General features: G+C 69.2%; 13 protein-coding genes. 8 read left to right on the plus strand and 5 right to left on the minus strand.

The genetic code is table 11. The features are described from left to right. Positions 1-77 precede the first annotated feature (77 nt). Positions 78-389: a 30S ribosomal protein S20 gene (gene rpsT / locus GXN78_RS06280; RefSeq protein WP_106555170.1), complete on the plus strand. Its 312-nt coding sequence runs from the start codon at positions 78-80 to the stop codon at positions 387-389. Positions 390-499: 110 nt separating this feature from the next. Here rpsT and GXN78_RS06285 read toward each other — a convergent pair whose 3' ends face one another. Continuing rightward, a complete protein-coding gene (locus tag GXN78_RS06285) occupies positions 500-832 on the minus strand; it encodes a DUF3579 domain-containing protein (RefSeq protein ID WP_106555169.1) in 333 nt (110 codons plus the stop codon). A gap of 162 nt (positions 833-994) precedes the next feature. On the opposite strand from GXN78_RS06285, the gene GXN78_RS06290 reads away from it, so the two are divergent. The 6 genes from GXN78_RS06290 (at position 995) to GXN78_RS06315 (ending at position 7327) form a co-directional block, all read left to right on the plus strand. After that, positions 995-2200 carry an aspartate aminotransferase family protein gene (locus tag GXN78_RS06290; RefSeq protein WP_106555168.1) on the plus strand — a complete coding sequence of 402 codons (1206 nt, stop codon included), beginning with the start codon at positions 995-997 and terminating at the stop codon, positions 2198-2200. Next, entirely contained in the window at positions 2197-3129 is a 933-nt protein-coding gene (gene argF / locus GXN78_RS06295) for an ornithine carbamoyltransferase (protein ID WP_106555167.1), read from the plus strand. The genes GXN78_RS06290 and argF overlap by 4 nt, the downstream gene beginning before the upstream one ends. 85 nt (positions 3130-3214) lie before the next feature. Then, positions 3215-3853 (plus strand): arylformamidase, encoded by a 639-nt coding sequence (gene kynB, locus GXN78_RS06300; protein WP_106555166.1) that lies wholly within the window; start codon positions 3215-3217, stop codon positions 3851-3853. Further along, positions 3850-5136, plus strand: a complete 1287-nt coding sequence (kynU, locus tag GXN78_RS06305) for a kynureninase (protein WP_106555165.1) — start codon at positions 3850-3852, stop codon at positions 5134-5136. The genes kynB and kynU overlap by 4 nt, the downstream gene beginning before the upstream one ends. Positions 5137-5210: 74 nt before the next feature. Continuing rightward, the gene (gene kynA, locus GXN78_RS06310) at positions 5211-6047 is read left to right on the plus strand and encodes a tryptophan 2,3-dioxygenase (protein ID WP_106555164.1); all 837 of its coding nucleotides are present in this window, start codon (positions 5211-5213) and stop codon (positions 6045-6047) included. Positions 6048-6076: 29 nt separating this feature from the next. Beyond that, entirely contained in the window at positions 6077-7327 is a 1251-nt protein-coding gene (locus GXN78_RS06315) for an SMI1/KNR4 family protein (RefSeq protein ID WP_106555163.1), read from the plus strand. Positions 7328-7331: 4 nt separating this feature from the next. Here the strand turns inward: GXN78_RS06315 and GXN78_RS06320 are convergent, their stop codons facing one another. Genes GXN78_RS06320 through GXN78_RS06335 form a run of 4 tightly spaced genes read right to left on the minus strand, consistent with a single transcriptional unit; the run spans position 7332 to position 10962 of the window. Next, positions 7332-8513 carry an FAD-dependent monooxygenase gene (locus tag GXN78_RS06320; RefSeq protein WP_106555162.1) on the minus strand — a complete coding sequence of 394 codons (1182 nt, stop codon included), beginning with the start codon at positions 8511-8513 and terminating at the stop codon, positions 7332-7334. Positions 8514-8518: 5 nt separating this feature from the next. Beyond that, positions 8519-8788, minus strand: a complete 270-nt coding sequence (locus tag GXN78_RS06325) for a DUF6587 family protein (protein ID WP_106555161.1) — start codon at positions 8786-8788, stop codon at positions 8519-8521. Between the two features lies 1 nt (position 8789). Further along, positions 8790-10688, minus strand: a complete 1899-nt coding sequence (locus GXN78_RS06330; RefSeq protein ID WP_106555160.1) for a ferrous iron transporter B — start codon at positions 10686-10688, stop codon at positions 8790-8792. After that, entirely contained in the window at positions 10681-10962 is a 282-nt protein-coding gene (locus GXN78_RS06335; RefSeq protein WP_106555306.1) for a FeoA family protein, read from the minus strand. Before GXN78_RS06335 ends, GXN78_RS06330 begins: the two co-directional genes overlap by 8 nt. A 109-nt stretch (positions 10963-11071) precedes the next feature. Between GXN78_RS06335 and GXN78_RS06340 the strand changes: the two genes are divergently transcribed. Further along, a complete protein-coding gene (locus tag GXN78_RS06340; protein WP_106555305.1) occupies positions 11072-12508 on the plus strand; it encodes a C13 family peptidase in 1437 nt (478 codons plus the stop codon). The last annotated feature ends 7 nt before the right edge of the window (positions 12509-12515 follow it).

Below are 12515 nucleotides of genomic sequence, written 5' to 3' on the forward strand. Positions count from 1 at the left end.
CGCGACCCGTGGTCGCCGATCGCCTATAATGGAGGGCTTTGCCGCATCATCCGCAGACACTGTAAGGAACACCAGCCATGGCATCCACCAAGCCCAAGAAAAAGAACCCGCGCCTCGCGTCGGGCCGCAAGCGCGTCCGCCAGGACACCAAGCTCAACGCCGCGAACACCTCGCTGCGCTCCAAGTACCGCACCGCCGTGAAGAATGTCGAGAAGGCGGTCGTCGCCGGCGACAAGACCAAGGCGGCAGAACTCTTCGCGAAGGCCCAGAGCATCGTCGACACGATCGCCGACAAGGGCATCTTCCACAAGAACAAGGCCGCTCGCGACAAGAGCCGCCTGGCAGCCAAGGTCAAGAACCTGGCCCTCGCCGAGAAGGTCGCCGCCTGACGTCATCAGGCAAGCCCGGACCGGCAACCCGCCAGTCCGCCGTTTGATCTGGGTGCGCTGCAGCAAAGTGAAAAACCGCCTTCGGGCGGTTTTTTCATGGGCGGCGTTTTCTACTTCCGAACGCCCGCGGGCGACGCCGCATCGGGCACCAGGCAGGCCTCGGCCACCTGCAGGTTGTTGTCCCGGGCGAAGTTCATCACGAAGTCCCAGGCCATCACCTCGGCATCGCGCAGCTCGGCCCTCACGACCACGCACTTGATGCCGTTGATCACCGTCGGCACGCACCAGGGCGAATAGCTCAGATGGCTGCCGGGCTGCGGCCCACCCGGGCGGAACGAGCACATCACGCCAGCCAGCCGTTCCGCCCAGTCGCTCGGGCGAAAGGTCCGGCCGTCTTGGGTGATGCCCTGGATGAAGATTTCTTTGGCGGTGGGGGAAACCATGGATTGCGCGAAGGGCGCAGGCGGGTGCTGCGCTGCACAATGGATTCTATCCGGGCGGGTCCCGCGAGAGACACCACACGCGCACATTGCTGTGATGCGCAATCCTCAACGACGCTGTCAAAACGCACCCCTAGAATCCCTTTTCCCTTTTTCGGAGATCGTATGAGCGCCACTGCCGCCCCCTCCTCGCCCCATGTCATGAACACCTATGGCCGCCTGCCGATCGCGCTGTCGCATGGCCAGGGCTGCCGAGTGTGGGACACCGAGGGCCGAGCCTACCTGGACGGGCTGGGCGGCATCGCAGTCAACACCCTGGGCCACAACCATCCCGAGCTGGTGCCCGCGCTGCAGGAGCAGATCGCCAAGCTGATCCACAGCTCCAACTACTACCACGTGCCGGGCCAGGAGCAACTGGCCACCAAGCTCACCGAGCTCTCGGGCCTGACCAACGCCTTCTTCTGCTGCACTGGCCTGGAAGCCAACGAAGCCGCGCTCAAGCTGGCGCGCAAGTTCGGGCACGACAAGGGCATCGAGCGCCCCGAGATCGTTGTCTACGAAGCCGCCTTCCACGGCCGCAGCATCGCCACCCTGTCGGCCACCGGCAACCCGAAGGTGCAGCAGGGCTTCGGGCCGCTGGTCGAGGGCTTCATCCGCGTGCCGCTCAACGACATCGAGGCGCTGAAGAAGGCGACCGAAGGCAACCCGAACGTGGTGGCCGTGTTCTTCGAGACCATCCAGGGCGAAGGCGGCATCCACCCCATGCGCTGGGAGTACCTGCGCCAGGTGCGCCAGCTGTGCGACGAGCGCGACTGGCTGATGATGATCGACGAGGTGCAGTGCGGCATGGGCCGTACGGGCAAGTGGTTCGCGCACCAGTGGGCCGGCATCAAGCCGGACGTGATGCCGCTGGCCAAGGGCCTGGGCTCGGGCGTGCCGATCGGCGCGGTGGTGGCCGGCCCCCGCGCCGCCAACCTCTTCGCCCCGGGCAACCACGGCACCACCTTCGGCGGCAACCCGCTCGCCATGCGCGCCGGCATCGAGACCATCCGCATCATGGAAGAGCACAAGCTGCTCGACAACGCCGCCAACGTCGGCGCGCACCTCAAGGGCGCGCTGGAGCGCGAGCTGGGCGGCCTGCCCGGCGTGAGGGAGATCCGCGGCCAGGGCCTGATGCTGGGCATCGAGCTCGACCGTCCCTGCGGCGTGATCCTCAACCGCGCCTGCGAGGCCGGCCTGCTGCTGAGCGTGACCGCCGACAGCGTGATCCGCCTGGTGCCGCCGCTGATCCTCAGCGTGGCCGAGGCGGACGAGATCGTCGCCATCCTCGCGCCGATCGTGAAGACCTTCCTCGCGGAGGCGGCGCCATGACGAGCGCCCCGGCTTTGCGCCACTACCTCCAGTTCTCGGACTTCAGTGCCGAGGAGTACGCCTATGTCTTCGAGCGTGCCGCGCTGATCAAGAAGAAGTTCAAGGCCTACGAGAAGCACCAGCCGCTGACCGACCGCACGATGGCCATGATCTTCGAGAAGGCCTCGACGCGTACCCGCGTGAGCTTCGAAGCCGGCATGTACCAGCTGGGCGGCAGCGTGGTGCACCTGACCACCGGCGACAGCCAGCTGGGCCGCGCCGAGCCCATCGAGGACAGCGCCAAGGTGATCAGCCGCATGGTCGACCTGGTGATGATCCGCACCTTCGAGCAGACCAAGATCGAGACCTTCGCCGCGCACTCGCGCGTGCCGGTGATCAACGGCCTGACCAACGAGTTCCACCCCTGCCAGATCCTGGCCGACATCTTCACCTACATCGAGCACCGCGGATCGATCAAGGGCAAGACGGTGGCCTGGGTCGGCGACGGCAACAACATGGCCAACACCTGGCTGCAGGCCAGCGAGATCCTGGGCTTCAAGGTGCATGTGAGCACGCCCAGCGGCTACGAGGTCGACCAGTCGATCGCCGGCATCCGCTCGGCCGACAGCTACCAGGTCTTCAAGGACCCGATGGAAGCCTGCCGCGGCGCCGACCTGGTGACCACCGACGTCTGGACCAGCATGGGCTACGAGGCCGAGAACGAGGCCCGCCGCACCGCCTTCGCCGACTGGTGCGTGGACGAAGAGATGATGCGCGCGGCCCAGCCCGACGCCCTCTTCATGCACTGCCTGCCCGCACACCGCGGCGAGGAGGTGCAGGCCGAGGTGATCGACGGCCCGCAGTCGGTGGTCTGGGACGAGGCCGAGAACCGCATGCACGCGCAGAAGGCGCTGATGGAGTTCCTGCTGCTCGGCCGCCAGGCCGGCTGATGGGCTGATCGGCGCCCCGCCGATGTTTGCGTTCTGTTGGAAATAACCGACACCACGAGCCTGTTCACGGCGCTAACTTCGCGCCATGAACCAACGCATCTGGGATATCTCGCCGCCAGTGCATGAGGGCGCGCCGGTCTTCCCCGGCGACACGCCCTACCGCCAGCGCTGGGCCGCGACCATCGCGCCGGGCTGCCCGGTCAACGTCAGCGAGATCACGCTCTCGCCGCACGTCGGCGCGCATGCCGACGCACCGCTTCACTACGACCCCGAGGGCGCGACCATCGGCGCGGTGGACCTCTCCCCCTACCTCGGCCCCTGCCGCGTGATCCACGCGATCGCGCGCGGGCCGCTGGTCGAATGGGCGCATATCGCGCATGCCGTCGATCGGCTGCCGCCACGCGTGCTGGTGCGCACCTACGAGCGCGCCCCGGTCGACCGCTGGGACGGCGCGCTCGCCGCCTATGCGCCCGCCACCATCGAGCGGCTTGCGGCGCTGGGCGTGAAGCTGATCGGCATCGACACCGCCAGCATCGACCCGGCCGACAGCAAGACGCTGGACAGCCACCAGGTGATCCGCCGCCTGGGCCTGCGCGTGCTCGAGAACCTCGTGCTCGACGAGGTGCCCGAGGGCGACTACGAACTCATCGCGCTGCCACTCAAGCTGGTGACGGCCGATGCCTCCCCCGTTCGCGCCGTCCTGCGCGAACTCACGACCCCATGACCATGACCCTCGACGACTGCCGGCGCCTCGACGCCCAAGACCCCCTCGCCGCCCTGCGCGGGCAATTCATCCTGCCCGAAGGCGTGATCTACCTGGACGGCAACTCGCTCGGCGTTCTGCCGAGTACCGCGCCCACGCGCATCGCCGAAGTCGTCACCCAGGAGTGGGGCGAAGGCCTGATCCGCTCCTGGAACACGGCTCGCTGGATCGACCTGCCGCAGCGCCTGGGCGACAAGCTGGCCCGCCTGATCGGCGCCGCCCCGGGCGAGGTGGTGTGCACCGACGGCACCTCGGTCAATCTCTACAAGGTGCTGTTCGCCGCGCTCTCGCAGATGAAGCCCAGCGGCCGCCGCGTCGTGGTCAGCGAGCGCAGCAACTTCCCGACCGACCTCTACATCGCCGAATCGCTGTGCCGCGAGCGCGGCTTCACGCTGAAGCTCATCGACGAAAGCGAGCTGCCCGCCGTGCTGGACGAGCAGGTCGCCGTGCTGATGCTGACCCACGTCAACTACCGCACCGGCGCCATGCACGACATGAAGGCGCTCACTGCCGCAGCCCATGCCGCGGGCGCGCTCACGGTCTGGGATCTCGCGCACAGCGCGGGCGCGGTGCCGGTCGCGCTCAACGACTGCGAGGCCGATTTCGCGATCGGCTGCGGCTACAAGTACCTCAACGGCGGCCCGGGGGCGCCGGCCTTCGTCTGGGTGCACAAGAGGCATGCGAGCCGTTTCGAGCAGCCCCTGTCGGGCTGGTTCGGCCATGCGGCGCCCTTCGAATTCACGCCGCACTACCGGCCCGCGCCTGGCGTGACGCGCTACCTCTGCGGGACCCAGCCCATCATCGCGCTGTCTGCACTGGAATGCGGGATCGACTCGGTGCTCGCAGCCGAGCCCTTCGACGGCGGCCGGGGCGGCATGGCCGCCTTGCGCACCAAGTCGCTGGCGCTGACCGACGCCTTCATCGCGCTGGTCGAGGAACGCTGCCCGGGCCGCTTCACGCTGGTCACGCCGCGCGAGCACGACAGGCGCGGTTCCCAGGTTTGCCTCGCGCTCGCCGACAAGAGCTCTGGCGCCTACGCCATCGTGCAGGCATTGATCGCCCGCGGCGTGATCGGCGACTTCCGCGCGGGCGACAGCCAGATGCCCGACATCCTGCGCTTCGGCTTCACGCCCCTGTACCTCGGCTTCGAGGACGTCTGGAACGCCGTCGAGCACGTGGTGCAGGTGCTGGAGCACGAGGAATGGAAGCGGCCCGAGTTCAACCAGAAGCTGGCCGTGACCTGAAGGAACCCCATCATGAATTGCACGGCCGTTCCGAAGATTCATAGCACCGCAGCCCGCAGGGCGGAGGTTTTCGAATGAGCACCGAAAAGATCGTCCACGAAGAAAAGGCGCAGCTCGACTTCAGCGCCTCGATGAGCTACAGCGACTACCTGAGCCTGGATGCCATCCTCAACGCCCAGCATCCGCGCTCGCCGGCGCACGACGAGATGCTGTTCATCGTGCAGCACCAGACCAGCGAGCTGTGGATGAAGCTGATGCTGCACGAGCTGCGCGCCGCCATCCGCTGCGTTGCCGAGGACGAGCTCGCCAGCGCCTTCAAGATGCTGGCGCGCGTCTCGCGCATCATGGAGCAGCTGGTGCATGCCTGGGACGTGCTGGCCACGATGACGCCGCCCGAGTACAGCGCGATGCGTCCCTACCTCGGCAGCTCCAGCGGCTTCCAGAGCTGGCAGTACCGCTGCATCGAATTCGCGCTCGGCAACAAGAACGCCGCCATGCTCAAGCCCCATGCACACAGGCCCGAGCTGCTGGCCGAGGTCGATGCGGCCTGGCGCGCGCCCTCGCTCTACGACGAGGCGCTGCGCCTGCTGGCGCGCCGGGGCTTCGCCGTCCCGCCCGATCATGTCGAGCGCGACTGGACCCGGCCCTACGAATCCAGCGACGGCGTCGAGCAGGCCTGGCTTGTGATCTACCGCGACCCGAAGCAGCACTGGGAGCTCTACCAGCTGGGCGAGGAGCTGACCGACCTGGAAGACGCTTTCCGCCTCTGGCGCTTTCGCCATGTGACCACCGTGGAGCGCGTGATCGGCTTCAAGCGTGGCACGGGCGGCACGGGCGGCGTAAGCTACCTGCGCAAGATGCTCGATGTGGTGCTTTTTCCGGAGATCTGGAAGCTGCGCACCGACCTGTAGCTCAACAACGATCAATCAAGGAGCCGACGATGACCGATCACTTTGCCGACGACGAGTTGAGCCTTCTACGCGAGCACGGCATCGTGCTCTTCGCCGAGCGCGTGATCTTCGACGCCCAGCCGCCGATGACGGTCGAGCAGATCGCCGCCGTGCAGGCGCTCTGCGCCGGGCCGATCCCGCCCGAGTTGGTCGCGCTGTGGCAGCGCACCGCGGGCGGCCGCATCGACTACGACCTGCATCTGCACATGAACGGCTACGAGGAAGCCGTGAGCTGGACCGACCTGTTCTGGAACGGCGGCGGCGACGCCGGCCGCGACCTCCAGGGGTGGATCGCTCACGAGCAGCAAGGCGCGCGGGAAGCTGCCGCCGCGCAAGGCCCGCCATGGGATGGCCGGCTCACCGCTCTCCCCTTCGGTGGCTTCGAGGACAGCGACCGCATCTACGCGGTGGTCGAAGGCGGCGCCGACTACGGCCACATCCTGGCCTGGAAGCAGGGCCTGCCCGATGCCTGGGCGCACGCGATGCACGAAGACGGCATGACCACCATCGCGCACGACCTGCCCGCGGCCTTCGCGGCGCTGCACCTGGAGGAGGACCCGCTGGAGCCGGCCGCCGACTACTTCACGGGACAGGCGCTGCTCGCGTACCTCGACGATCGGCACCAGTCGCACGGCCTCGCGCTCGAGCTGGTGGACAAGCTGGTGGCCTTCTACCGCCGCGCCATGGTCGACTGGCGCACGCCGCTATCCGCGGGCACGCTGGACAGGGATGGACGGCTGTCGCGCATCGCGCTGCGCCATGCGGTCGCGACCGACGATCCGGCACTCGTCGCCAAGCTGGCCGCCACCGGGGTCGCATTCGATGGTCCCCTGCACGGCAGCGCGATGGCCACCGACCTGGCCCTCGCGCACGGCGCGCACCATGCCGCGGAAGCGCTGGCGCGCGCGGGAGCGCCCGTGTCGCCCGACGCGCTCGACGGCATCGACAGCGCGGTCTCGCCCGAGCTGGCGGCGTTGCTGCTGGAGCGTGGCGCCCAGCCCAGCGCGACCGCCATCGCCGAATGCGTGGCCTGCGGCGCGCCCGCCGCGGCGCGGGTGATCGCCGACGCCTATCGGAAGCAACACGAGGACCTGCCGGCGGCCTTCGAGACGGTGCGCAGCAGCATGCTGGCCGAGCTGGAGAGCTCGCTGGCCGAGGTGCGCACGGGCAAGGTCAGCCACTACCTCGGCGCCGAGGGCCTGGCCGAACGCGTCGACCACCTGCAAAGCTTCAGCCTCTGAGCCTTCAGGCGCCGTAGAGCCAGGGCACGTCGAGCAGACGTGCCCCCAGGAGCCGCAAGGCCGCGTCGCGGCCCACGCGCACGAGGCCGGTCGCGTGAAAGATCTCGCCGTTGCGGCGCGCCCGCGCCTGCACCTGCGCATTGCGTTCCCAGCGCCCATCCGCATAGAGCGCGAGACGCCGCGGCACCTCCTCCGCGGCGCAGCCGTCGAGCGCCTCAGCCAGCGCCACGCCGTCCTCGATCGCCATGCCGGCCCCCTGGGCCAGATAAGGCAGCATCGGATGCGCGGCGTCGCCGGCCAGGGCCACGCGCTCGCCGGCCATCTGCTCGGGCCCGCTGAGCGGCGGCCGGTCGCAGAGCACCCAGGCGCGCCAGGCGGGCATGGCCTCCAGCAGCGCCTGCAGGCCCGCGTCCGTGCGGCCGGTGGCGGCCTGCAGCGCGGCCAGGCTGCTGGCCTGGTCCCAGTCGCGTGCATCCCCTGCCGGCGCGGCCTCGGCCAGCACCACCACGTTGAGCGCCTCGCCGCGGCGCACCGGGTAGGCCACCGCATGCAGGCGGGGACCGAGCCAGACGGTGATCTGCGTGCTGCGCAGGGCAGCCGGCAGCGCCGACTGCCTGATCAGGGCGCGCCAGGCGGTGTGACCCGTCGCGCAGGGCGGGGACGCATCCTCCACGATCCGCGCGCGCACCGTGCTCCAGAGGCCGTCGGCGCCGATCAACGCGTCGCCCTCCCAGGCCCGGGTGCCGATGCTCGAGACGCAGACCGCGCCGGACCGGGCCACGGCTTCGGTGATCCGCGTCCCGGTGTTGACGGTGACCGCGCCGCTGCCGCGCACAGCTGCCAGCAGCAGCCCATGCAGGTCGGCGCGGTGCGCACAAAGATAGGGTGCGCCATAGCTGCGCAGCATCGCGTTGCCGAGCGGCAGGCGCGCGATTTCCCCGCCGTGCACGGCACTGCGCACGACGAGCGCGTCGGGCTTGGCGGCGATGCGCATCAGCGGCTCCCACACCCCGAGCGCCTGCAGCCGGCGCGCGACATTGGGGCCGAGCTGGATGCCCGCGCCGACCTCGGCGAAGGCCACGGCCTGTTCGAACAGGTCGACCCGATGGCGGCGGCGGGCCAGGGCGAGCGCGCTGGCCAGGCCCGCAATGCCGCCGCCCGCGACCAGGATATGAGCGGCCCGCATCGCGCTCAATGCGCGGGTGTGTTGTGCCGGGCTTGCGCCGAGGAGTCAGCGGGGGTGCTGCAACTGCCGCAGCTGTCGCACGAGCCGCAGCCCGAGCTCTTGGCCAGCGATGCGGCCAGCTGCTGCGCGCGCTGCGCATCGACCAGGCCCGCACGCTGCGATCCCGATGCGAGCCGGGCCGCCGCGGCGCGGCGCCAGCCCGCCGGCATCCAGCGCCAAACGGCATAGAACGCGGCCAATGCGACGATCAGCCCGACGATGATCTGTTGCGTCATCTCATCCTCCTGTGAGTGCCAGGGCCACACGATAGGTGATCCAGCACGCAATGTAGGCGAGGGCAAACAAGTAGGCCGCCATGATCCAGACATAGCGCCAGGAGCCGGTTTCGCGCTTGACCGCGGCCAGCGTCGAGATGCACTGCGGCGCGAAGACGTACCAGACCAGCAGCGACAGCGCCGTGGCGAGCGACCAGCTGCCGGCGATCAGCGGCTCCAGCTGGCCCGCGACATCGTCGCCGGTGGCCGAGAGCGCATACACCGTCCCGAGCGCGCCTACTGCCACCTCGCGCGCCGCCATGCCGGGCACCAGCGCGATCGAGATCTGCCAGTTGAAGCCGATGGGCGCGAAGATGTGCTCGAGGCCGCGGCCGATGATGCCGGCCAGGCTGTACTGGATCGCCGGGCCGGTCGCGCCCTCGGGCGGCGACGGGAAGGTGGACAGGAACCACAGCAGGATCGTCAGCGTCAGGATGATGGTGCCCACCCGCTGGATGAAGATCCATGCGCGTTCGTACAGGCCCAGCGCCAGGTTGCGCAGGTTGGGCCAGCGGTAGGCCGGCAGCTCCATCATCAGCGGCGAGCGCTGCTGGTTGTCGCGAAAGCGCTTCATGACCCAGGCCACGGCCATCGCCGAGACGATGCCGAAGACGTACAGCGCGAAAAGCACGATGCCCTGCAGGTTGAACACGCCGCCCACGGTGCGCGCCGGGATGAAGGCCGCGATCAGCAGCGCATAGACCGGCAGCCGCGCCGAACAGGTCATCAGCGGCGCGATCATGATCGTGGTGAGCCGGTCGCGCCAGTTGCCGATGGTGCGCGTGGCCATCACGCCCGGGATGGCGCAGGCGAAGCTCGACAAGAGCGGAATGAAGGAGCGGCCCGACAGCCCCACCGTGCCCATCACGCGGTCGAGCAGGAAGGCGGCGCGCGGCAGGTAGCCCGAGTCTTCCAGCGCCAGGATGAACAGGAAGAGGATCAGGATCTGCGGCAGGAACACGATCACGCCGCCCACGCCGGCGATGATGCCGTCCACCAGCAGGCTCTGCAGCATGCCCTCGGGCACCACCCGCTTCACCAGCTCGCCGAAGGCGGCCGTGCCGTCCTTGATGGCGTCCATCGGCACGTTGGCCATGCTGAACACGGCCTGGAACATCAGGAACAGCGTGACCGCCAGCACCAGCATGCCCCACAGCGGATGCATCACCACACGGTCGATGCGATCGCTGGCAGCCAGGCTGCCCGCGGGCTCGCGCACCGCGGCGGCGAGGATGCGGCGCACCTCGCGCTGGGTGGCCAGCACGTCGTCGAGGCCGGGCGCCTGCCAGGGCGCGGGCTGGGCGACCGCGACCGGCGCATCGAGCTGCGCCAGCAGGCCCTGGGCCCCGCCCGCGTGCACGCCGACCGTCTCGATCACCGGCACGCCGAGTTCGCGGGCGAGCAGCGGCACGTCGATCGCGATGCCCTGCTTCTTCGCCATGTCGGTCATGTTGAGCGCCACCACCATCGGCAGGCCCAGGCGCTTAGCCTCGAGTACCAGCCGCAGGTTGAGCCGCAGGTTGGTTGCGTCGGTCACGCACACCAGCAGGTCGGGCAAGGCCTCCTCGCTCTTGCCGGTGACCACGTCGCGCGTGACGGCCTCGTCGGCCGACAGCGCATTCAGGCTGTAGGCGCCCGGCAGGTCGAGCACGGCCACGCGCCGGCCGGAGGCGGTGCGCAGCAGCCCTTCCTTGCGCTCGACCGTCACGCCGGCGTAGTTGGCCACCTTCTGGCGGCTGCCGGTGAGCAGGTTGAAGAGCGCGGTCTTGCCGCAGTTGGGATTGCCCAGCAGCGCGATGCGGCCGGGCGGCGCCGACGAGACGGCGGCGCCGGGCTGAAAGTTCAGGGTGGCCTCAACCATGGTGCGCGGCTCCCGGCAGGACGCGAACCAGCGCGGCCTCGTGCCGGCGCAGTGCAAAGGTGGTGTGGCCGAGGCGAACCGCGAGCGGCTCGCGGTTCGGCACGCCGCTGGCGACGATGCGCACCACCTCGCCGGGCACGAAGCCAATCTCGGTCAATCGAAGCACGAGGTCGCGCGCTTCCGCTTCTTCGGGCCTCGACACGTCGAGCACGGTGGCCCACTGGTGGCTGGGAAGCTGGTCGAGGCTGATGGCGGCCGTCGCCGCGCCGTTCATGGAGGTCACCCGCAGATCCAAATCGTCAAAATGAGAATTATTCTCGAAAAGAGGGGCTGTGGGCGAGTCGCCGCTGAAGTATCCCTGCCGGGCGGGCATGATCGCGGGCATGACAGACCTGGATCCCGAACCATCCGCCGAAGCGTCGATCGCCCCGCAGAGCCCCGTGCCACCGAGGCTCAGCCTGTGGCGTTGGATCACCGAGGGTTTGCGCGCCTCGATCCTGCTGGCGCCGCGCACCGCGGGCGCGCCTTCGCCCTGGCAACTGATCGTCATCGTGCTGATCCCCAGCCTGCTGATGCTGGCCCTGGAGCGACTGCAGATCGCGGGACCGGCGACCTTCAACGCCGCCATCGAGCTCAACACCTACTGGGCCTTCGCCATCACCCTGTGGGTCGGCTGGCTGACGCTGTCGCGCAGCCGCGCGGATGCCACCCTGAGCGGCTGGTTCGCGCTGGCGACCTGGGCCGCCCTGCCGTGGAGCCTGCTCATGGGCTGCATGTCGCTGGCGTACTTCCGAGGCTGGCTCCCAGCTGCGCTGACCACGCCGTCCGCCTTCTGGACGGTCTATGGCGGCCTGCTCGGCATTGCCTTCGTGGCCGGCGTGCGGCTGATGGCGCGCTATGTGCCGCGGCAGGCATGGCTGACGCTTTTCATGCCCGGGATGCTCGCGATCACCGCCCTCGGCATCTGGGACGGGATGCAGGAACAGGAACGGGTCTGGCAGCCGGACGCGAGCGCCGCGGCCGCGGCGCCAGAGCGGCCCCGGCTGCACCTGACGCAAGAGATCTTCGAGGCGCAGCAGGCCGTGTGGCAGCGCGCGGTCGACGGCATCGCACCCCGGCGTGCCGGCGAGGCCCAGGTCTACGGCCTGGTGTTCGCGCCCTATGCCTCCGAGGACGTCTTCCTGCGCGAGAGCGCCATGGTCGGGACCCTGCTGGAGGAGCGTTTCGACGCCCGCGACCACGTGCTGCGCCTGGTCAACCACGCCACGACCTCGGACGAACTGCCCTGGGCGACGCCGCTCAACCTGCGCCGCGCCGTGCAGGCGATGGCCGAGCGCATGGACCGCGAACAGGACGTGCTGGTGATCTACATGACCTCCCACGGCGCCAACGACTTCAAGCTGGCCTCCTCCCACTGGCCGCTCACCGTGCCCTGGCTCACGCCCAAGGAACTGCGCGAGGCACTGGACGCGGCCGGCATCCGGCACCGGGTAATCGCGATCTCGGCCTGCTATTCGGGCGGCTGGATCGAGCCGTTGGCCACCGAGCACAGCCTGGTGATGACCGCCGCGGATGCCGAACACACCTCCTACGGCTGCGGCCACCGCTCGGAGCTCACCTTCTTCGGCCGCGCGGTGTTCGGCGAGGCCCTGCGCAAGACGCACTCCTTCGAGGCGGCCTTCGCCGAGGCGGTGCCGGTGATCAAGCAGCGCGAGATCGATGCCGGCAAGGAAGACGGTTTTTCGAACCCGCAGATCCACGTGGGCGCGGGCATCCGGCCCGTGCTGGACCAGTTATCGCAGCGGCTCGGCAAGAACTGAAGCCGAG

It is taken from the genome of Variovorax sp. WS11 (assembly GCF_010499245.1).
Lineage (GTDB): Bacteria > Pseudomonadota > Gammaproteobacteria > Burkholderiales > Burkholderiaceae_C > Variovorax.